The following is a 20,782-nucleotide window of genomic DNA, read 5'->3' on the forward strand; positions in this document are numbered from 1 at the left end:
CATAAAGGGTAATCAAGATGCGGAATTGGAACTTTATGGTATAATGGATAGGAACTCTACATTATATTAAGGAGGAAAAAATGAAGCGTTTACTATTGTTACTCTTTGGAAGCTTAATACTAACTGGCTGTTCAGAGGAACAGGCCGGAGAAGTTGATATGAATAAAGCAGAGAAAACGGATGTCAGAATGGAAGCCGAAGATCTAATTCATTCCTTCCAGCATCCCGAAAGCGGTCAATCCTACCAAATCATTGATGCTTATAAACTCTACGGTAATTACATAAGTGCTTTGGATAAAAACACAGGAAAATCTGAGAAAGATCTCTATCAACAGGAGGTCATCGATCCAGTTTATCAGCAATGTTTTGCAGACGGAGAATTTTCTCATATGTCAGAAAGCATCACCGGCCAGGTTCCCCATTCATTGGATAGGGTGATGAATCTGAATGAGAAAATTGAAAACAGTCAGTACATAGAGTCTATAAAAGAAGCATTAATTAAATCTTCAGAGCTGCTTCCTGCTGATAAGGAAACAAATGTCTGTATCTTTCCCAGTATCAGCAGAACCAACTCAGCTGCTGTCACGGTTGGTTCCGGAAAAATCAATATTCTATACTCGCAAAACTATACCGAGGATGTTTTAAAGGCAGTAACCGCGCATGAATACCATCACAGTGTTTGGTCTGAAAAGTTTTTGAAAAGCGGAAACCAGCAAACGGTACTTGATAATCTTGTTTTTGAAGGCAAAGCAGTGATGTTCGAAAAGGTTGTATTTCCTGACATCCTAGGAACAGAGGTTAATCCAGATTACAACAAGAAGGATTGGGCAGAAATAGAAGGGGATTTGTACAGCAATAATTTTAACCGATCGATGGAAATCATTTTTGGCGGAAATGGACTACCACGGTCATACGGCTATTCAGAAGGATATAAGATGGTGAAATCCTATATCGATTATCATCCTGAAAGTGAACCCCTGGACTGGACAGGCCTGAGCGGAAAGGAAATTTTTGAAGAAGGAAGATACAGGGAGCATTATCAATAAATAAATTTTATTTAGAAGTGGACAAGAATCATGAGATGATTTTCGGCCGCTTCTTTTTATGTTTCTGTAAAAACAGTTAAATTAGATAGCGAGCTGGTTTTTCTTGAGAGGAAATAAAATATGTTAAAATACAGTTAGCTAAGACCGCCCGGAAGGAAGGAGAAAACATTGAACATCAAACTGAGTACCAAAATCATCACAGATAAATGCGGCAGTGTCTCCTTCAAAAGAGGTGAAACGTATTTTAAAAAGAATGCTGTTGAAATTATAGAAGACCACGCAGATGCTTGCAAGGCAGTCGTAAAAAGCTCGGAGGATTTCCATGTGACCATCAGCAGTGATCACAATGGAGGAATTCTTACAGAATGCACCTGTCCTAAACTTTCCTCTTTTACCCTCGAATGTCAGCACGTCGCGGCTGTCCTCATCGCCTTAAAAGACAGCCAAAGAGGGAGCCAAGATCTAACGGAAGGATTTTTGACGCTTTTTGAGAATAAAATAAAATCCAGCGGCCGCCAGCGCCACTTCGACACAAGAAGAGTGATGGAGGCAGAATTCACTCTAAAACCAGTTCGCACAGCAGACGGACAATCTTTATTCTCTCTAAAATTAATGATCAACCGTCAATGGATCAAAGATATTCGGACATTTTTACATAGAGTAAGAGATGGACAAACCTATCAGGTCTCCAGAGATTTTATCTATGACCCGCAATTTTATTGTTTTTTAAGAGAAACCAATGAGGTGATCACGCAGCTAATTAAAGTTGTTCATGATGAAAAAGTGTACCAGGAAGAACATTCATCTGTGCAAGAAACGAAAGAGCTTTTGCTTATCCCCCCAACGTCCTGGCAGCCGCTTCAGCCGCTTTTGCAGGACGATGGAAATATTCTCATCGACGATGCCGGCCAGCTGTTCAAGGGGCTTCAGATAGCGAAGGAACCACTTCCGCTTCAATTCACCTTTGATGATGACGAAGGAGATTACTACTTGAAGGTAAGAGGATTGCATTGGATGGTGGTGCTCCTTCCCTACAACTCTGTGTTCTGTGAAGGTAAGCTCTACCATCTTCCTCCGGAGGACTGTAGAAGGCTGGCTGAAATTAAAGATATGCTGGATTTCTCGGGAACGAGCAAAATACCTATACCCTCAAGCCGGATAGCGTACTTTCTTGAAAAAGTGGGTGTGGACTTAAAAAGACTGGGGACAGTCGAGATAAGCGGGTCTCTTAGAAAAAAATACATGACAACTCCTCTTGTTGCAAAGCTGTATCTCGACAGAGTGAAAAACCGGCTGCTGGCTGGACTTGAATTTCAATATGAAAATATTGTTATAAATCCACTGGAAGATAAAGAGATTCCCACTGGAAAGATGATGGTGAGGGACACAGCAAAGGAGCAAGAAATACTATCCCTTATGGAAGAAAGCTCTTTCGCTAAGACAGAGGGAGGGTACATTCTCCACAACGAAGAATTGGAATACGAGTTTCTGTATTATATGGTGCCGAAGCTCAAAAAACTTGCAGGAATATATGCCACCACAGCCGTCAGAAACAGAATCTTCCGCGGGAAGTCCTCGCCGAAAATCCGGGTCAAAGTAAAGCGGGACCGGATGAACTGGCTGGAGTTTAAATTCGATATGGATGGTATACCTGAGAGGGACATACACGAACTGTTATCCTCACTTCAGGAACAGCGTAAATATTACCGGCTGCAAAATGGCTCTCTTCTCTCTCTGGAATCAAAGGAAATTCAAGAAATCCAGCGTTTCCTAAGAAATTCTCAGGCCGATCATATTGACTTTGCCAAAGGGTTGGCCCTTCCTATGGATCAATGCCTGGAACTCCTTGATCATATAGATTCGAGCAAAGTTTTCAAAATTGAAAAATCTTTTCGTGAGTTAATAGAAAGTCTGCGGAAGCCCGGCTCTCTCTCATTTGACATTCCCAGTAATCTCTCTTCCATCTTAAGAGATTATCAAAAAGAGGGCTATCAGTGGATGAAAACATTGGCACATTATGGGTTTGGCGGTGTATTGGCTGATGATATGGGGCTGGGAAAAACCGTACAGAGCATCGCATTTATTCAGTCAATAATTCCTGCAATCAGGGAACAGGAAAGCCCGGCATTGATCGTTTGTCCTTCGTCCCTGACGTATAACTGGCTGGCCGAATTCCAAAAATTCACCCCTGCCATTAAAGCTGTTGTCATGGATGGCAATAAAAAACAAAGACAGTCACTGCAGAAAAATTTCAGAGAAAGGGATGTTATTATCATTTCCTATCCATTGTTGAAGATGGATATCTCATGGTTTGAAAAACAAGCCTTCTCTGTTGTGTTTTTTGATGAAGCACAAAACTTTAAGAACCCTGTTACCCAGACAGCCAGGGCCGTAAAAAAAATTGATGCCGCTAATCGATTTGCCCTGTCCGGCACTCCGATCGAGAATTCGATTGAAGAGCTGTGGTCCATCTACCATGTCGTGTTTCCGCAGCTTTTTAAGGGTTTAAAGGATTACAGCCATTTAACAAGAAAAACGATTGCCCGGCGGATCAAGCCTTTCATGCTGCGGAGAGTAAAGGAGGATGTCCTTTCGGAGCTTCCAGCCAAAATGGAAATGAGGGAATCCATCGAACTCCTGCCCCAGCAGAAGAAGCTTTATGCTGCCTACTTGGCTAAACTGAAGCACGATACTCTTAAGCATTTGGATAAAGACACACTGAGAAAGAATAAGATCAAAATTCTGGCAGGAATCACTCGTCTCAGGCAAATCTGCTGTCATCCCAGCCTTTTTGTGGAAGGGTATAAAGGAGATTCAGCCAAACTTCAACAGCTGCTTTCGATTATTGAAGAATCTAAACAGTCCGGCAGAAGGGTACTGATTTTTTCTCAGTTTACAAAAATGCTTGATCTTATAGGAAGAGAGCTGGCAGGGAAGGGGCTGCCTTTCTTCTATCTTGATGGCAGCACTCCTTCCCAAGAGAGAATAGACTTATGCAGGCGGTATAATGAAGGAGAACGCGACATATTCCTTATATCCCTGAAAGCCGGCGGAACAGGCTTGAACCTCCATAGCGCCGACACGGTCATTTTATTTGATACCTGGTGGAACCCGGCTGTAGAAGAACAGGCAGCAGATCGGGCTCACCGAATGGGACAGAAAAATACAGTACAGGTTATCAAACTTGTGGCAAAAGGAACGATTGAGGAAAAAATGAATGAGCTGCAGGAGAAAAAAAGACATCTGGTCGAGGAATTAATCGACTCCCAGGAGAAGAAAGACACCGTTTTGACAGAAGAAGATATCAAGGAAATCTTAAACCTTTAGACGCATGTAATAAACCATAAAAAGACCAAGCCTGAACATAAGTTCAGGCTTGGTCTTTAGTTTATAAGATTCATTTAAAAGTAAGTGCTATTTCAGCTGATCCTGTTCAGTATACTCTTCGTATTTTCTGTGCCAATCTCTTTCATCAACTGCTGCAGTTCCTCTTTCATGCTGCTGTCCAAACCATTATAGATCAGCAAAGCTTTCGTTTCATCAGAAGTAACGATCCTTCGATAAAGTTTCGAAATTTTTTTACTCCTGTGACTTTCCATTTAACCACCTCGTGAAAAAGATTGATTTCATTATAATACGTTTTTAGATACCTTATCAATATATAAGTATTAAAAATATATGAACATGAGTACTTTTTATGACAAAATGGGAAAATTCTAAAAAAATTGAGCTGGTGTCGCCTTGTGCCTGTCTAATAAGTATAAACTTTTATCGAAGAGGTGAGTGGCTATAATCCGATTAGTAAGAAAAGCGCAAAAAGGAAATGAAACTATTTCATCAGTTTGAAGAAGACATCTATAGAATGGCTTATGTTTATGTAAGGCTCTTTTCGTAATATAATAGCTGTTTAATGCTCATTCCGAAAAAATGATCATTATACTGCAGAATAATTTTGTAGTAAAAGAGCCATTGAAAAAGGCTTAGAGATCATTGCATCTCTAAGCCCATTCCTTTGTAATAACAGAACGATCTGTCTCGCGAGTAAAACCTCAGACCAAGTGTTTCTTTAAAGAAATCATTTATCTTTATCTGGTTTTGGATTTTGTTCTTCAGCAAATTCATATGCAAAAGCTTGATTAAAGGATGGCCTGTTTTTCCGGATTTCTGATGAAATACTCTTGATGATATAGGAATGAACCAAAACTTCAGAGGCAGCTATGAGAAGTGCTGATATGATGCTTCCCCAAGCAACCTGCAGATAACTGTCAAACAAGATACCTCCAAATATCCAGACAACGAGATACGTGAGGAAAAAATCAGTTATGACAGCGTTCATTTTCCCAATCCGGGGCAGCAAAATTTGATCACCAACAAAATAAGAAACAACTGTTAACAGTAAACTAAATGAGAGAATATCGATTATTGTCGCTTCGAAAAATAAATCCAGACTAATCCAAAAAATAACCAAGCTGGCTGCAAACTTAATGAAGAGAACGTTTACATGTTTCACGTAGGAATTAACTCCTTTTTCTCTTATTGTTTGGCAAATAGGCTGGTTTCATACACCATGTGAAAAATTCACAGAAAACATGAATGAAATATAGTTATTCTTGCGGGTATGGAATTAAAAAATCCTGTATAGGCCCTGTTGCCTGCAGCTCATTTATCTGAGATGTATGTAAATGGACTGAATATAGTTTAACTTAATACTATGAGGATAATAATACTCTATAAGAAAAACGTTATCATATACGTTTGCATACTTTTTTCCGGAGGTGAATGTCTTACAGAGTAAGACACAATTTGACAACTCTAAATATATTTCTCATTATCTTTTTAATTGCACTAACAGGATTTTTTGTAGCGACTGAATTTGCCATCGTAAAGGTTCGATCCTCCAAGATTGATCACATGGTATTGGAAGGAAAAAAAGGAGCTCAGTCAGCTAAGAAGGTCATCTCACATTTGGATGAGTACTTATCAGCCTGCCAGCTGGGCATCACGATCACGGCATTAGGATTAGGCTGGCTTGGTGAACCTACTGTTGAAAAATTACTGCATCCTTTATTTGAGTACTTTCAATTGAATGAATCGCTTACCCATATCCTTTCCTTCGGTATAGCCTTCGCACTGGTTACTTTCTTACATGTAGTGGTAGGCGAGCTTGCACCTAAAACCGTAGCAATCCAGAAAGCGGAAGCTGTTACCCTGCTGTTTTCAGCGCCCATTATATGGTTTTACCGTATCATGTTTCCATTCATTTGGTTCTTAAATGGATCCGCCAGGTTTTTAGTCGGTTTATTCGGACTGAAGCCAGCTTCTGAACATGAACTGGCACATTCGGAGGAGGAGTTAAGAATCCTGCTTTCTGAAAGTTATAATAGCGGGGAAATCAACAAGAATGAATTGAATTATGTAAATAATATCTTTGAATTTGATGAAAGAGTCGCCAAAGAAATAATGGTTCCACGGACAGAAATGGTCGCAATAGATAAAGATCAATCTTTTGAAGAAGTATGGAAAACCATTTCGACTGAGACATTTACCCGCTATCCTATTGTCGAAGGTGACAAAGATAATGTTATTGGATTCCTGAATATCAAACAATTGATCACCTCCGACATGGCTGATTTAAAATCAGATAGAGAAATAAAGATTGAAGAATTCTTGAGTCCTGTCATTAAAGTAATTGAGACTATTCACATTCATGACCTTCTTGTAAAAATGCAGAAAGAAAGAACGCATTTAGCCATTCTATTGGATGAATACGGAGGTACTTCCGGGCTGGTGACGGTAGAGGATATCATTGAAGAAATAGTAGGAGAGATAAGGGACGAATTTGACGAAGATGAGATCGCGGATATCAGGAAAGTCTCTGAAGGCCACTATATCCTTGCTGCCAAATTGCCTTTAAGAGATGTGAATCAGATTCTCGGAACCGACATAGGCTACGACGATATTGATACTATCGGCGGCTGGTTCCTTTCCGAACGGTTCAAGAATGACAAGGAAGCTGACATGCTTACTGAACAGGGGTATGTCTTTCAAGTGCAGACAGGGGAAGGGCATCAGATACAATATTTAGAAGTGACAAAAGAGTAAGTTATTAAACCAGTCTTTCATTAATGCGAAGGCTGGTTTTTTGTAAAGGCAGTTTTCTCATATTTTGTTGCTTACGGAAAAATCCCAATAGCCGGATTTTTCCCCGGATACTAAGAGTTTACTCTCTAATCGAGGGAGAGTAGCTCTCTTCTTTTCGTTATAACAAGATTATTCTTTATTATAATGATCAATTTCTCGGAATAAGTATTAAATAGCAACAAAGTTTACGAAAAGAGCCTTTATAAATTACGGTGCTATTCAATTGAATATTTGAAGAAAATTACTTAAATTCGCCAAAAGAATGGGTTGAGAGAGAGTGGCCCTTGTGTATAGAGGACATCCCCCACTAGGGATTTTGCGATAGCAACAAACTATCTTAATTTCAATTCAAATGATTTCTGAGCAAAATATAAGGTCCGTACAATTCTACTTGTTTAAAACTGGATTGATCTTTGTGTTAATGATTTTTGCAATGTTTAGAGCACTTTTACTGCATCAACTTTTTTTAGAGGATTTCATGTTGGTTATGGCTAATTTTTACTGCATCACCATCCAACTCTATAAGACTTCATGCTGTTTTTAACAGCACAAATCTTCATTGATAAAATTTACATGAAATGTTTTCAGAGCAAATTATATATAGGAAAATTGCCACTTGTGGAAATTTTTCATGAATTTATATTGACATTTCAAGTGTATCCACCATATAATACCGGAAAGCATTAATTTACTAGTAAGTTTTTAAAGGCTTTGAAGGGAACACAGTAATACTTTATCTCCCTGTTAAAGAGAGCTGATGGCGGTGGGAATCAGCCAAAGATAAAGTATGAATTACAGTCCTGGAGCTTCTTTTTCGTAACGAATGCATTGGCTTCGTGAAGGGAAAGACGGTCAAATGATCGTTAACAAATTTAAAGTGGTGAAGATTCTTCTTCACAACATGGGTGGTACCGCGATTATTCGTCCCTGCTGATTATACAATCAGTGGGGATTTTTTGGTTCCTGCCCGCAGCTTATCAATTAAATAGCCGGCAATGAAAGGATCACAGTAGTGTTTTATCTCCCTGTTCAGAGAGCTGATGGTGGTGAAAATCAGCCAAAGATAAGCATAAATTACAATCCTGGAGCTTCTTTTTCGTAGTGAATCAATTTGGGTCATGAAGGAAAAGACGGTTAGGCGGCCGTTAGCGTTAAAAAGTGGTGAACGAGTTTGTTCACAATGAGGGTGGTACCGCGAGTCATTCGTCCCTGTCGTTTAATTACGGCAGGGATTTTTTGTATTTCAATTTTTAAAAAAAGGAACTGGAGGAATGAAAAATGAACACAACTGGATCAGGATTAATGGAACTTCGCCACAAGATTGATGGCATCAACTTACAACTGCTGCAGCTGCTTAATGAAAGGGCAGAAGTCGTTAAAGAAATCGGCAGAAGCAAAAAAGAGGGAGTTAACCGCTTCGACCCTGTGAGAGAGCGAGAGTCCCTGGATATGCTGCTGAAACATCATGACGGCCCATTTGAGTCTTCAACCATCGTGCATATCTTTAAAGAAATATTCAAAGCCAGTCTTGAGCTTCAGGAAGATGACCACCGAAAAGCCCTATTGGTGTCCAGAAAAGATCACCCTGAAGATACGATTGTCAATGTAAAAGGAACCCTTCTTGGTAATGGTGTCCAGAATTTCATCATGGGGCCATGCGCAGTGGAGAGCTATGAACAAGTAAAGGAAGTAGCAGTCGCCATGAAGGCGCAAGGCCTAACACTGCTGCGGGGAGGAGCTTTCAAACCGCGTACATCTCCATATGATTTTCAAGGACTGGGAATAGAAGGCCTGAGAATTTTAAAAAGGGTAGCTGACGAGGAAGGTCTTTCAGTCGTAAGTGAAATCCTAAGTCCCCATGATGTAGAAGGTGCTCTGGAATATGTAGATGTCATTCAGATCGGGGCAAGAAACATGCAGAATTTTGAGTTGCTGAAAACCGTCGGGAGAGTGAACAAACCAGTTCTCCTAAAACGTGGTTTGTCAGCCACTATAGAAGAGTTCATTCATGCTGCAGAATACATTTACTCAGAAGGAAATAAGGACATCATACTATGCGAACGGGGAATCCGAACATATGAAAAGGCGACCAGGAACACGCTTGATATTTCTGCTGTACCGATTCTGAAAAAGGAAACGCATCTTCCAGTGGTGGTCGATGTCACGCATTCAACAGGAAGAAAAGATTTACTGCTTCCTGCAGCTAAAGCAGCTTTAGCTATTGGAGCGGACGCTGTTATGGCAGAAGTTCATCCTGATCCGGCTATAGCCTTATCTGATTCTGCACAACAAATGAATTTAGATGAATTCAACGACTTCATGGAAAAGCTGACCAAGTTTAAAAACAAGCTTGCTTAACGTTTATTTTCGGATAAAAAATGAACGTCCATTTTCGATCTGGACGTTCACTCTTATTTCATTAACTTGTTTCGATCTTCCATACTCGGCGGCTGTTCAAGCCAGCCGTTTTTAGCCATAACTTTTCCGCCATCCTGTCCATACGTAAGAATATCTTTTGCTTTATCGGCGAGTTTCAATGGAAGGTCGCTTCTTAGACTGAAGGCAGTGCCGATCGCATTGCTTCCCAGCCCAAAGCTGCAGAAAAGGCTGGTGCAGTACATCATCAATTTATCTGAGAAGGGAGGAACCTTCGAATCCGTGGCTTTCGCACCCCAAGTAGAAGGAGCCTGAATATCACTGTCAATCAGAACCTGGGTAAAGTCACTAATGATTTTCTTTGAGAGTTCTTTACCTTTGATAAAATATTTTTTGACTTCAGGTTCATTCGCCACTTGAGCAAAGCCTGTCATCAGCTGCATACCAAATATATTGGTTTCTATTGCAAAGTAAAGATATGAAACTTCCACTGTATTCAATGCTCTCTTCTCTGAAAATAAGTTAAACCCTGACATATAATTCGGACTTTCGGCAAACTCGACAATTGAAGGCATGGTTACCGAAGGAGCACTTGGAAGTACATCCTGCTCTTGAAGGTAATCGACACATTTGTCATAGACACTTTGCGTAAATCCTGTCAGCTCTTTATATAAAAGGATAATATCCTTGCGATAAGACATGCTTAAATGGAGGGTGTGAAGCCCCATACTGATTTCTTTTAAGACACGAAGGAACATTATATCAAAGTTATGGTCAAAAAGCTTGGGTACTCCTTTATATACATCCTTCTCAGTAAATCCGATAGGGATAACAGCTCCTTCAGCACTAAGGATATTTGTAATACGTTCTATATAACCCAGTACTTGACTGTGGGTTTCCTGCAGAATTTCTTTTGCCTTCTCATCATCTGAGGCTTCAATGAAATACTCCAAAATTCCCCGTGTCATTGTTTTTTGCTGATAGGTCATCCATAAAGTAGCAAGTTCACTGGAGCTGATTGCTTTCTGAGTCATTTACATCCATCCTTTTTTTGGTGTTCTCCCCTCTAAAGCTTTATCTTAAAGTTTGTCTTTTTAAGGAAGTTTATACATTTAAGTGGGCTATTAAGATGAAATTGACTGAAATTAAGATGTTTATTAAAGTACTAATCCAATTCCTCAGTAAAAAATGGTAAACTATAGATAGATTAGAACATAAAAAATAAAAGAAGAGGTTGACCAATACATATCAATAAAAGAAGCAAGTATCAATAAACGATTAAATGAGCATAAAAGGAAGGTAACTTATGTCTATTGAAAACGAACAGAATATCACCAGGCTGCATATGGATGGAAAGGAATTCATTCTGATCGGCACAGCCCACGTTTCCAAGAAAAGCGCCGAACAGGTTAAAGAAGTAATAGAAAGAGAGCAGCCTGACGCTGTGTGTGTAGAATTGGACGAGCCCCGTTATCAATCGATCATGGACGGGAACAAGTGGAAAGAGATGGATATCTTCAAGGTGATTAAAGAGGGCAAGGCTTCTCTGTTATTAATGAACCTTGCGATTTCTTCCTTTCAAAAAAGAATGGCCAAGCAATTTGGCATTAACGCCGGTCAGGAAATGATCCAAGGAATTCATTCGGCCAAAGAAGCAGGAGCAGCACTTGTACTTGCCGACAGAAACATTCAAATCACCTTTGCCCGCATCTGGAGCGGGGTAGGGTTCATTGGAAAAGGAAAATTGATGACCCAGATCATCTACAGCATCTTTTCTAACGACACCATCACCGAGGAAGAATTAGAAAGAATTAAACAGCAGGATATGCTCGACAGCATGCTGGCTGACTTTACGGAGCATTTTCCTCGTTTGAAAAAACCTTTAATTGACGAGCGTGATCAATATTTGGCTCAAAAGATCAAAGACGCTCCCGGAAAGAAAATTGTCGCCGTGCTTGGTGCAGCCCATGTGCCAGGCATAAAAGAAGAAATCAAGAAGGATCACGATTTGGATGTCTTAAACCAGCGTCCTCCAAAGTCTAAAGTCCCAAAAATCATTGGCTGGACCATTCCATTCTTGATCCTTGCCATCATTGCTTATACCTTTATCAGCAATCCTTCTGCTGGTATTCAGCAAACCATAAGCTGGGTTCTGTGGAACGGTTCTTTCTCTGCTTTAGGGACAGCAATTGGACTGGGTCATCCTCTCGCTATTTTGACAGCATTCGTCGTGGCTCCCATAACCTCTTTGAATCCGCTGCTTGCAGCAGGCTGGTTCGCCGGATTCGTCCAGGCTTACTTCCGCAGGCCAAACGTCAGTGATTTTGAGACACTGCCAGAAGACGTTCTTAGTGTTAAGGGCTTTTGGAACAACAAAGTAACCAGGGTTTTATTGATTGTCGTACTTGCCAATCTGGGAAGCTCGATTGGGACATTTATCGGCGGAGCTGACGTCATTAGGGTATTTTTAGAAAACCTGTAAGCCATGGCTCTTAAGTGGACCAGAGTTCCTTTTTGGACTCTGGTCTTATTCATTTCTGTATAACGAAGTAACCAGATCAGCGTGCCTTCATCAATAAGTCCGTTTTACCAAAGACGCCTAACAAGAGTGAAACCCAGGATGATGGCTGCGCTATTATTAAGAGGACTGAATTTTAGAATAGGCAAATAAGCATGAACTTTATAATTATTTTAGAATGGAGTGTAGTATCAATGAAATTAGTCCTCATATTTGGTCCACAGGCAGTCGGAAAGATGACGGTTGGGCAGGCTTTATCCAAAAAGACAGGGATGAAATTACTGCACAATCATATGACCATTGATCTCTTACAACCTTTATTCGGCTTCACTCCTGAAATGTGGAGACTGACTCACCATTTCAGGGAGGAGATATACAAGTCATTTTCCCGAACAGACGAAATCGGCTTGATCACTACTTTTATCTGGGCGTTCAATATGAAAGAGGACTGGGGATTTGTTGAAAAAATCACAAGCATCTTCAAGGAACAGGCTGCTGAGATCTATTTAGTAGAACTCGAAGCCGACATCGAAGAGAGAATTAAACGAAATGTAAGTCCCAACAGATTGGAACATAAACCGACCAAACGCAATACAGAGCAATCGGAAGAGCATCTCCTTAGCACAATGAAAACCCTTCGATTAAATTCACAAAAAAATGAAATACAAGCCGAAAATTATTTGCGAATAAATAATACTTCTTTAAGTCCTGAGGAAGTGGCAGACAAAATAAAAACAGAATTCAGCCTTTAAAGGAGAAGGGTTGTGCCAATAACAAAACGCCTATCAAATTGGTTTGATAGGCGTTTTGTTATTGGATATATTATTTGCTCTAAAACTTTTTAATACTCTTGGATTTCCCATGAATGATCAAATTCAATTCCGCCTTTCAGCGTTTGTGCCACCGGACAACCTCTTTCAAAAACAGACAATGCCCGCTCGGCGGCTTCACGCTTTCCTTCAGGAACTTTCAAGAAATAACGGCAGTTGATCGCAGTGATTTTTAAAACCCCCTCGGGAGCTTCAATCACACCTTGAATTTTTGCAGAAACTAAATCGGGTGAAGTCGGTATTTTACGCGCCTCCAGCGCGCCTGATAAGGTCCCGACCAGTCAGCCGCCTGCTGCTGCGACAATATGGTCCAATGTGGATGGATGTTCAACTTCAGGTTCTACACCATAAAACCTCTTGACTCCTCCGTGCACCCCAAACAATACAGGCTCTTTAAACTCACCTATATATGCTTCGCGAATTTTATTCGCCGTGTCCTTTTGGATAATAGTTATCTCCGTCAATTCTTCTGGTTTACCCATATGTATCACCACCTTTTTTACAAGAATAACGATAATAAGAAGCTATTGCAATCAAGGAGTACTGATAAGCCAGAGTGAATTTTTTGCTGCAGATATTTCTTTCATGAACAAAGAAAAGTAAATTAAATAAAAGAATTGCCGATGCGACGGAATATTCTGTTTATTTTATGGTATACTCTTTAAAATATAAAAAAGCTTAGGAGGCGAATAGAGTGGAAGATCATCTTCAACATCTGCTGCAAGTGGTCAAAGAAAAAAAACAAGCCAAACGTTACATCCTTGCCATCGACGGACTTAGCAGAGCAGGGAAAACGACTCTAACCGAAAGATTTTGCCAAATGCTGAAGGATGAGGATATTTCACATACTACTTTCCATATTGATGATCATATTGTCGAAAAGAAGAAAAGGTATAATACAGGGCGTGATGAGTGGTTTGAGTATTATTTCTTACAATGGAATCTGCATGAGATTCGAAGTAATTTCTTTGAAAAACTGCTGCTTTCGAAGAACTTCAGCCTCCTCTTCTATGATGGTATATCGGATACCCACAAGGAAAAAATGATTCATCTGCCTGAAGAATGTATCATTATCGTAGAAGGTGTATTTCTTCAACGCCAGGAATGGAGGGGATATATGGATTTTGTAGTCTTCCTTGATTGCCCTAAAGAAATAAGATTTAAAAGGGAAAATGAACAAACGCAAAGGGACTTGGAAAAATTCCGAAACAGATACTGGAAGGCCGAAGACTTTTATTTAAAAGCAGTGTCTCCTAGACAGAAAGCAGACTTAGTATTACAGCTCTAAACAAACAAAACCACCGAATAAGCCGTGACTCCATTTTTTGCGTTATCTTGCCTGCATCTATGGGGCCTATCATCCAATACAGCTGATATTTTTCCTCCCTCTCGGACATCCTAAGAAAAAACCATGGAGGCGGAAAATATGGGAACAGGTGATGGCAGATTTTATGGATTTGTAACCAATAACTTCAATAATCTGGAGCAGGTAAAGATGGAGCACGACACCTATCAAGTTTTTGTGAAAGATGACTTCGTTGGTAACAAAACACTTCTAAATCAGAGCGATCAGCTTTCCGATGTTGATGATTTTTTGAGAAAAAATGGTATCGATTCGTTTGAAACATCACTGGAAGGGGACCACTATCGAATCCTTCCACTAAAACAGGAAGACCAAGTTTTAAAGGCATTAGAAGTGTATTTTAAGAATCGATAAATCTTTTCCAGCTATATTCCATCTTCGCATCAGAGATACTAAGCAAGGAAAGTGCCTTTGGTTCTTTCTCATTCTATACGAAGAGGTGTTTCGTTTGAATCATTTGTTGTCCAGGATTTTCAGCCGCAGGAGATCTTCCTTTATCGACTTGTTTGGACGAAGAAAAGGGATGAACAGAAGAATGATGTGGAGCTCCATCCTCAGCTTGGGAATGAGTGCAGCTGCGTATGGACTGAACCGCAGGAAGAATAGCAACTCATCCGAATTAGTTCAGGGAGGGCTCACGAAAAACAGGAACATGAGTATGCTGCAGAACGCCATGGCCGAGTTTGCTAATGAGATTGCGCCTGACAATAAATACAACAAACGCTGATACTCTTATACCCGGGGCTTGCTCCGGGTATTTTTCATATTGAAAGGCTGTTTTCTTTTATTGTTGCTTTCGGAGTTTTTCAGAATTTGCAACAAATAGCAGCAAATTCTACGAAAAGAGCCTATTGAAAACAATGCTTTTTGAGATATCGGAAGGGAAAGGAGTGTCGAAAGGTGACCTGAGGAGAAATTTAAAGGAGGGACTTAAGATGAAAAAACCGTTGAGCAAGAAAATCGGTGTACTATTTATACCTGTAAGTGATATAGAAAAAGCCCGTGATTGGTATTGTGACCTGCTGGGGTTTCCCGATAATGGCGAGATCATGTTTGGTACCTTTATGTGCTGCTGATGGAAGGGACAGACACCGTTTTGGACAGCAAAATCTATTCAGAGGAAAAATTAATCAAGTTTCAGCCCTTTCATATGATTACAGAGGACATTAAGGAATCTTATAAATATAAGAAAAGGGTGTAGGATTAGTCTCGGAAATCATGATCATTACTTTACCTTTCAAGACCCAGACGGCAACCACTTAATGGTCTGTCAGTGTTGAATGCACCTCTAAGTACTTACCAATAAGCGCTGTCTTAGAGGAAACCCAATTCATACATAAAAACAATGTCACAAATGCTGAGCGTTATTTTAAGACATTCTGAAAATATATGGTAAAATAATAAAAACTTATTTTACTAGTATAAGAGGTGTCGATTGTGAAAATCGTTTGCTTTGGTGACAGCTTGACGCGCGGGGTTTCTTTTGTAAAAGGAAGACTTCGAATATTGAAAGAGAATTATCCCAATACACTTCAACAATTATTTTCCGAAAACAATAAAGAGGTGTCTGTCATTAATAAAGGTGTTTTTAATGATAATTCTCATCACCTATTGGAACGGCTTGAAAAAGACGTGATCATGGAAAGGCCTCAATATGTGATTATTGAAATTGGAGGTAATGATTGCAACTTCAAATGGAAGGAAGTAGCCGAAAAGCCATGGGAAGAGCATAAGGCCATCGTACCGATGAATCAATATATAGAGAATATCAAGAGCATCATTACCAATCTTAAGGAGCACCAAATTACTCCTGTCATTGCAACTCTTCCTCCTCTGGATCCTGTTCGCTATTATAAAAACATCTCAGATAAATACAGCCCGTCCATCAGTCACTGGATAAGCGAAGTAGGCGGCATCGACTACTGGCACGGACTTTATAACCGAAATTTAAACAGACTGGCTGAAGAATGCAGCACTCTCAAAGTAGATGTAAGATCGGCTCTCAAAAAAGCTGGCGATCTGGTTGAGTTCATCAGTGACGATGGTATCCACTTAACAGCTGCCGGTTACAAAGTGCTTAGCGAGGAAATCTACCGAAACATTGAGAAGTGGAATAAAGAAGAGGAGGGGCTGTCAACTTAACTTCCAGCCGAAAGGCAGATATTCAACAAGAGATTGCATACAGGATGGACACCATTTAATGTGGGATGAAGAGGCAATTCAAGAAGCATTTCAGTCATAATAGTGAACTGAAATGCTTTTTTTATCGGCTGCACTTTCATTATGATTTTTATAAAAAATGGGGAAGTACTACGCCTATATCTCTGTCATTCTGGGTTTTCACTTTTCACGTTAGGGAAAATATATGTAACCTAACCTTGAAAGGAAGTGTGACTGTGAAGATCATTTCTGTCACCAGGATAATAGATGACATGGGAAGGATCGTTTTACCAAGCAACGCAAGAAAAGCACTGAACTTGGAAGAAGATTATTTAATTATGAGAATCGATAATAAGAAGCACCATATAAAGTTTAGCTCTTCAGGCAGAGGTAAGGAGGTGCCAATTGATGAAAGCGGGCGTATCCCTATTTCACCTGACTATATGAACAAGCTGGGCTGGGAAACCGGAACAGAAATCGGTCTGTTTATGCAAGGGGAGGAAGGCGTGCTTCAAGGGAATGCCCCTTCTTGTGTAATTTGCGGAAGCAACCAGGCACTTCTTTTAGTAAAGAAAACTCATGTCTGCGAGGATTGTATCCATACAGGTACTGAAGCATCAGCTGAGAAATGGTCAGCCGTCCTCAATGATCTTTTTCAGGAATATAAGCAATACTGTGAAGCAGCCGTGACATTTACGAACACAGAAGACGTTCATAAAGCTAGAACAAAAGGGAGAAGGCTGCGGACACTCATCCAATTCATCGGAATAAAAAAAGAGCATCCTTTATATAAATGCTTGAAGGAAGCTCATGACATATTAGGAAAAGTAAGAGAGGACGATGTCTTCATTGACGCCTTTGACAAAGAAGCAGAAAATAATCAGTACAGTGAGCTGTATAGGAAGTTCATCCAGAAGGCTGAAGAAGAAAGAGAAGAACACCGCAATGAGCTGAAGCAGAAACTTCCCCATATAATTGATGATGAATTTTCAGCACGGTGGAAAACTTTTTCTCAAGATGAGTTGAAGGACTGTGTTTATAAGTTGGATATAGAAACAGCGTTGCAGAAGTATGAAAAGGAATTTAGCGAACGGGTAATAAAATATCAGAAAATCAAAGATAAGAAATCAGATAAAGGGCTTGATTCACTTCACAGTGTACGAAAAAAGGCGAAGAAACTGAGATATATCTACAATTTCCTGGATTTAGTCCAATCCATAGACTACTCAAGAAAATCCAGGCAGTACAAAAAAATACAAAAGGATTACGGAGATATCATTGATTTACGAGACTGGATTAATGAAACCGGCAGCTTAGGTGAAGATATCCAGGATGACCACGATGATGTTAAAAAAGTAAGAAAACAGCTGAATCAAAGGCTGAAAAGGCTGGTCAAACAAGTGGAACTTTAACCTGAGCATCATCAGAGGCCATTGTTTTAGGATTCTTTATAGATCATCCTGCCCTTAAGAGATTACCTTTTAAACCTACCTTTGCAGGGAATGTTCCTGATGATGACTACTCAAAATGTAAATCAAAAAGCGAAAGACCTGGCATCTTTCGCTTTTTTTTCAGCAGTTAGGATTTATCAGGTAACTGCAACATGGAATGGGGCAGTCTGTTTTATAATTGTGAAGCATACTTATTAAGCTCTTTACTCATCTTTTCAATTTCATTGATAAATGCGGAAATTTCCTGGGTCGATGCCGCTTGATTTTCACCGACACTTACGACTCTTTCAACGGAAGCGGCCATTTCTTTCATGGAAAGCTGCAGGTTGGAAAGAATGCTACGTACCTTCTCTGTAGAGGCTACGGTTTCACTCGATAATTTCCTGATTTCTTTAGCCACTACATCAAACCCCCGTCCCATTTCTCCAGCACGAGCAGCTTCAATTGAAGCATTCAGCCCTAAGAGATTGGTTTGATCGGCAATCTTTTTGATCATCGTAATGACTTCATTTGTCTGCTCCATCTCCGTCGCTGACTGAACCGATTGCTGTAGAAGCTGATGGCTGATATCCGAAAGACCTTCCGCACCTTTTTCAACTTTACTGACACTGTCATTCGTATGAACAACAGAAGAAACAATCTGGTCTGCTATTCTTCTCAATTCCTTTTCGTTTTGTTCCTGCATTTGGATAGCAACCGCACCAATAACCTGCCCATCCTTTATAATCGGATTGGCCAGCCCTGTGAATGGAAATCCGAAAAATTCAGCGGAGACTTCCTCTTTGATCACTCTTTTATTATGTATACAATCGGCCAAAGGTTCCCTTGGATTTATTTTTGTGCCAGGTTTTACCCCCAAATCAATTTTTCGGCTTGGATAATAGGCAATCCACTCATCACGACTAGTGATTCCAATTGCTATGTCAGGTAACATGGCTGAAATGAATTTCGTCACTTCTATGTAATATTCTAAAGCGGGGTGAGACACATTTAATTTATGGTTGTTTATTGTGGTATACAATGCAAGCCCTCTTTCCTCTGTGACTAATGTACTAGTAGTATAGCAAACTGTTTTCACTCTTTCTATTCTGAAGGTGTTATAAGGAGCCTAATCTTTTTTCTGAGCGTCCTTAATAGAACTCTGCAGTTTTCAAGAAAATTTTTTAAAGGCTCTTTTCGCAAATTTTGTTGCATTATATATTAACTTCGTAAGAGAAAAACTTTATATTCTGTAAGCCAAAAGAAATGAACTGTTCCCCTTTTGGAGAGAAAATTTTTAGTACCCGGTAGCGGATACTGACGAAAGCAAAAACTAATGTGATTAAGCAGGCTTTTTTCTGATTAAGTTCTGATTAAGAATGCAATTTTAACTTCATCCCCTATACATAGGAGGATTGAAGTGGAAGGCGTGAGATCTCTGTGGGACTAGCGCTCGACTAGTTCCAGCGCCCAGCCCCTTATGGTCAATAAACCGAAGAGAAAAAGAGGACTATTTACCTGTCAGGGCTATTCAGGACACTTCCATAATTTATGCTGGGGCAGCCGAGTAGTTGTCCGCCTGGAACGAAAGTCCTTTTCGTTTATAACAGACACAATCTTTGCGGAAGCAGTTTTTTGTAAGACTGTTTTCGTTTAATTGTTACTTATAAATTCTCCCTTTATGCTAAGGCTTCTCTTACTAATGGAAAAGTATAGGACCTCAGGAGGTTACACAATATAAGCGTGACTGATATTTTCTAAAAAGAAGCGTAATCAATACCTATAGGGGTAAGGGAATACCGACAGCAAATTAACCTAAAGGAGGCACACAATGACTGTAAATAACATCTCAGCAAAAGAATTAACTTGTAAATTGTCAACTCAAGTCGAACACGGCAAGAAATTCATGAATACCTCAAATGGCGTATTATAATTGAGCACTTTCCGGGGGACCTGGTTGAACGTCAAGAGAAAATCCATGATGTCCTTCTGGGTCATTCGGTTGAAATCGGTTCCTTTTGGATACGTGCGCCTAATGCGGCCGTTGCTATTTTCGTTGGTGCCACGCTGACCTGGTTTGCCAGGATCCGAGAAGTAAAAGGGAACTTCCAGCCCTTTCTCTACTTCTTCCCAAAGATGAAATTCCTTGCCACGGTCTGCGGTGATGGACTTTACCACTTTTTTAGGCAAGTTTTTCAACACGTGGATGATGGACTGTGCGGTTTCACTCGCCGTTTTCGCCGACAGCTTATAGATAATCTCAAACCGGCTGGTACGCTCGGTCAACGTGAGAATCTGACTTTTGTGTGACTTGCCGATGACTGTATCGACTTCCCAATGCCCGACTTGGCTTCGGGGCGCACTACGAGCATGAATCTTTTTAAGACGGGGCATCTTCCCTCGCGTTTCCGTCATGTTGTTTTTCAACTTCCGCCCTTTTCGAATCAGAAGCTTTTGGGACAGCTTAAACAGGCCGAGGGCAGCGTACCGGTAAATGCTTGATACACTGATAGGAAAAGGATTCTTATGCATTTTCCTATACCTGCCTACAATGCTTTCCGGCGACCAGCCCAGCTTAAGTTTGGATAAGATATAGTCGACATCTTTTTGATCGACCGTGCGTCTAGAGCCACAGTTTTCCCGCTTGGCATCGTAGTCGAGCTGGGCCTGCAGGGCATTATAAGGCTTACAGCGTTTTAGCTCGTAATGAATGGTGCTCTTGCTTCTTTTCAACTGTGCGGCAATATAGGAGAGCGACTTCTTTTCCAGGCAATAACTTTCAATTAATACACGTTCCTGTGGTACGATATGGGTATAGCTCATTTGGGAACACTCCTTAGTTGATTGGCGTTAACTATTGTGTACCCACTTGAGCTATTTTAATTTACGAGCCGTTCGACTTAATATGATAATCTATA

General features: G+C 40.2%; 19 protein-coding genes and 2 other annotated features. Of the genes, 12 read left to right on the forward strand and 7 right to left on the reverse strand.

All coding sequences use genetic code 11. The features are described 5' to 3' along the window. Positions 1 to 80: 80 nt before the first annotated feature. Both FZC78_RS12190 and FZC78_RS12195 read left to right on the forward strand, forming a co-directional pair. Complete coding sequence (locus FZC78_RS12190; RefSeq protein WP_148939973.1) at positions 81 to 1,046, forward strand: DUF2268 domain-containing putative Zn-dependent protease; 966 nt, start codon at positions 81 to 83, stop codon at positions 1,044 to 1,046. A 168-nt stretch (positions 1,047 to 1,214) separates the two neighbouring features. After that, positions 1,215 to 4,373 (forward strand): DEAD/DEAH box helicase, encoded by a 3,159-nt coding sequence (locus tag FZC78_RS12195; RefSeq protein ID WP_148939974.1) that lies wholly within the window; start codon positions 1,215 to 1,217, stop codon positions 4,371 to 4,373. A 92-nt stretch (positions 4,374 to 4,465) separates the two neighbouring features. On the opposite strand, the gene FZC78_RS12200 is transcribed toward FZC78_RS12195, so the two are convergent. Together FZC78_RS12200 and FZC78_RS12210 are read right to left on the reverse strand one after the other, a co-directional pair. Continuing rightward, complete coding sequence (locus FZC78_RS12200; protein WP_148939975.1) at positions 4,466 to 4,645, reverse strand: hypothetical protein; 180 nt, start codon at positions 4,643 to 4,645, stop codon at positions 4,466 to 4,468. 476 nt (positions 4,646 to 5,121) lie between these two features. Next, complete coding sequence (locus tag FZC78_RS12210) at positions 5,122 to 5,556, reverse strand: YndM family protein (protein WP_148939976.1); 435 nt, start codon at positions 5,554 to 5,556, stop codon at positions 5,122 to 5,124. Between the two features lie 293 nt (positions 5,557 to 5,849). Between FZC78_RS12210 and FZC78_RS12215 the strand changes: the two genes are divergently transcribed. After that, on the forward strand, positions 5,850 to 7,148 hold the full coding sequence (locus FZC78_RS12215; protein WP_148940005.1) for a hemolysin family protein: 1,299 nt from the start codon (positions 5,850 to 5,852) through the stop codon (positions 7,146 to 7,148). 741 nt (positions 7,149 to 7,889) lie between these two features. Next, positions 7,890 to 8,119 (forward strand) — a binding site (T-box leader). Between the two features lie 54 nt (positions 8,120 to 8,173). Beyond that, positions 8,174 to 8,401 (forward strand) — a binding site (T-box leader). A 64-nt stretch (positions 8,402 to 8,465) separates the two neighbouring features. Then, positions 8,466 to 9,545 carry a bifunctional 3-deoxy-7-phosphoheptulonate synthase/chorismate mutase gene (locus FZC78_RS12220; RefSeq protein ID WP_148939977.1) on the forward strand — a complete coding sequence of 360 codons (1,080 nt, stop codon included), beginning with the start codon at positions 8,466 to 8,468 and terminating at the stop codon, positions 9,543 to 9,545. 53 nt (positions 9,546 to 9,598) lie between these two features. On the opposite strand, the gene FZC78_RS12225 is transcribed toward FZC78_RS12220, so the two are convergent. Beyond that, the gene (locus tag FZC78_RS12225; protein WP_148939978.1) at positions 9,599 to 10,597 is read right to left on the reverse strand and encodes a DUF3231 family protein; all 999 of its coding nucleotides are present in this window, start codon (positions 10,595 to 10,597) and stop codon (positions 9,599 to 9,601) included. 272 nt (positions 10,598 to 10,869) lie between these two features. Here FZC78_RS12225 and FZC78_RS12230 point away from each other — a divergent pair, with 272 nt between their 5' ends. Further along, positions 10,870 to 12,045 carry a TraB/GumN family protein gene (locus FZC78_RS12230; protein WP_148939979.1) on the forward strand — a complete coding sequence of 392 codons (1,176 nt, stop codon included), beginning with the start codon at positions 10,870 to 10,872 and terminating at the stop codon, positions 12,043 to 12,045. Positions 12,046 to 12,275: 230 nt separating this feature from the next. After that, positions 12,276 to 12,833 (forward strand): AAA family ATPase, encoded by a 558-nt coding sequence (locus FZC78_RS12235; RefSeq protein ID WP_148939980.1) that lies wholly within the window; start codon positions 12,276 to 12,278, stop codon positions 12,831 to 12,833. Between the two features lie 89 nt (positions 12,834 to 12,922). Here the strand turns inward: FZC78_RS12235 and FZC78_RS12240 are convergent, their stop codons facing one another. Together FZC78_RS12240 and FZC78_RS12245 are read right to left on the reverse strand one after the other, a co-directional pair. Then, on the reverse strand, positions 12,923 to 13,192 hold the full coding sequence (locus FZC78_RS12240; RefSeq protein WP_148939981.1) for an OsmC family protein: 270 nt from the start codon (positions 13,190 to 13,192) through the stop codon (positions 12,923 to 12,925). Further along, a complete protein-coding gene (locus FZC78_RS12245; RefSeq protein WP_148939982.1) occupies positions 13,193 to 13,393 on the reverse strand; it encodes a hypothetical protein in 201 nt (66 codons plus the stop codon). It lies immediately after the preceding gene. Between the two features lie 212 nt (positions 13,394 to 13,605). On the opposite strand from FZC78_RS12245, the gene FZC78_RS12250 reads away from it, so the two are divergent. The 6 genes from FZC78_RS12250 (at position 13,606) to FZC78_RS12275 (ending at position 17,846) form a co-directional block, all read left to right on the forward strand. Further along, complete coding sequence (locus FZC78_RS12250) at positions 13,606 to 14,199, forward strand: kinase (RefSeq protein ID WP_148939983.1); 594 nt, start codon at positions 13,606 to 13,608, stop codon at positions 14,197 to 14,199. A 138-nt stretch (positions 14,200 to 14,337) separates the two neighbouring features. Beyond that, positions 14,338 to 14,628, forward strand: coding sequence for a hypothetical protein (locus FZC78_RS12255; RefSeq protein ID WP_148939984.1), 291 nt, complete (start codon positions 14,338 to 14,340; stop codon positions 14,626 to 14,628). A gap of 94 nt (positions 14,629 to 14,722) precedes the next feature. Next, positions 14,723 to 15,001: a hypothetical protein gene (locus FZC78_RS12260; protein WP_148939985.1), complete on the forward strand. Its 279-nt coding sequence runs from the start codon at positions 14,723 to 14,725 to the stop codon at positions 14,999 to 15,001. Between the two features lie 208 nt (positions 15,002 to 15,209). Next, on the forward strand, positions 15,210 to 15,350 hold the full coding sequence (locus tag FZC78_RS24775; protein WP_353733574.1) for a VOC family protein: 141 nt from the start codon (positions 15,210 to 15,212) through the stop codon (positions 15,348 to 15,350). A 361-nt stretch (positions 15,351 to 15,711) separates the two neighbouring features. Then, entirely contained in the window at positions 15,712 to 16,416 is a 705-nt protein-coding gene (locus tag FZC78_RS12270) for an SGNH/GDSL hydrolase family protein (RefSeq protein ID WP_148939986.1), read from the forward strand. A gap of 254 nt (positions 16,417 to 16,670) precedes the next feature. Next, entirely contained in the window at positions 16,671 to 17,846 is a 1,176-nt protein-coding gene (locus FZC78_RS12275) for a CHAD domain-containing protein (RefSeq protein ID WP_187444924.1), read from the forward strand. Positions 17,847 to 18,057: 211 nt separating this feature from the next. Here the strand turns inward: FZC78_RS12275 and FZC78_RS12280 are convergent, their stop codons facing one another. Continuing rightward, entirely contained in the window at positions 18,058 to 18,819 is a 762-nt protein-coding gene (locus FZC78_RS12280; protein ID WP_148940006.1) for a methyl-accepting chemotaxis protein, read from the reverse strand. A 926-nt stretch (positions 18,820 to 19,745) separates the two neighbouring features. Next, entirely contained in the window at positions 19,746 to 20,687 is a 942-nt protein-coding gene (locus tag FZC78_RS12285) for an IS30 family transposase (RefSeq protein WP_148939988.1), read from the reverse strand. Positions 20,688 to 20,782 lie beyond the last annotated feature (95 nt).

Source organism: Rossellomorea vietnamensis, from assembly GCF_008180415.1.
GTDB classification, from domain to species: domain Bacteria; phylum Bacillota; class Bacilli; order Bacillales; family Bacillaceae_B; genus Rossellomorea; species Rossellomorea vietnamensis_C.

Coding starts and splice junctions, on each gene's coding strand:
- FZC78_RS12255 (WP_148939984.1), top strand. CDS start 14,338: ATGGGAACAGGTGATGGCAGATTTTATGGATTTGTAACCAATAACTTC.
- FZC78_RS12200 (WP_148939975.1), bottom strand. CDS start 4,645: ATGGAAAGTCACAGGAGTAAAAAAATTTCGAAACTTTATCGAAGGATC.
- FZC78_RS12245 (WP_148939982.1), bottom strand. CDS start 13,393: ATGGGTAAACCAGAAGAATTGACGGAGATAACTATTATCCAAAAGGAC.
- FZC78_RS12285 (WP_148939988.1), bottom strand. CDS start 20,687: ATGAGCTATACCCATATCGTACCACAGGAACGTGTATTAATTGAAAGT.
- FZC78_RS12220 (WP_148939977.1), top strand. CDS start 8,466: ATGAACACAACTGGATCAGGATTAATGGAACTTCGCCACAAGATTGAT.
- FZC78_RS12190 (WP_148939973.1), top strand. CDS start 81: ATGAAGCGTTTACTATTGTTACTCTTTGGAAGCTTAATACTAACTGGC.
- FZC78_RS12225 (WP_148939978.1), bottom strand. CDS start 10,597: ATGACTCAGAAAGCAATCAGCTCCAGTGAACTTGCTACTTTATGGATG.
- FZC78_RS12235 (WP_148939980.1), top strand. CDS start 12,276: ATGAAATTAGTCCTCATATTTGGTCCACAGGCAGTCGGAAAGATGACG.
- FZC78_RS12230 (WP_148939979.1), top strand. CDS start 10,870: ATGTCTATTGAAAACGAACAGAATATCACCAGGCTGCATATGGATGGA.
- FZC78_RS12280 (WP_148940006.1), bottom strand. CDS start 18,819: ATGTTACCTGACATAGCAATTGGAATCACTAGTCGTGATGAGTGGATT.
- FZC78_RS24775 (WP_353733574.1), top strand. CDS start 15,210: ATGAAAAAACCGTTGAGCAAGAAAATCGGTGTACTATTTATACCTGTA.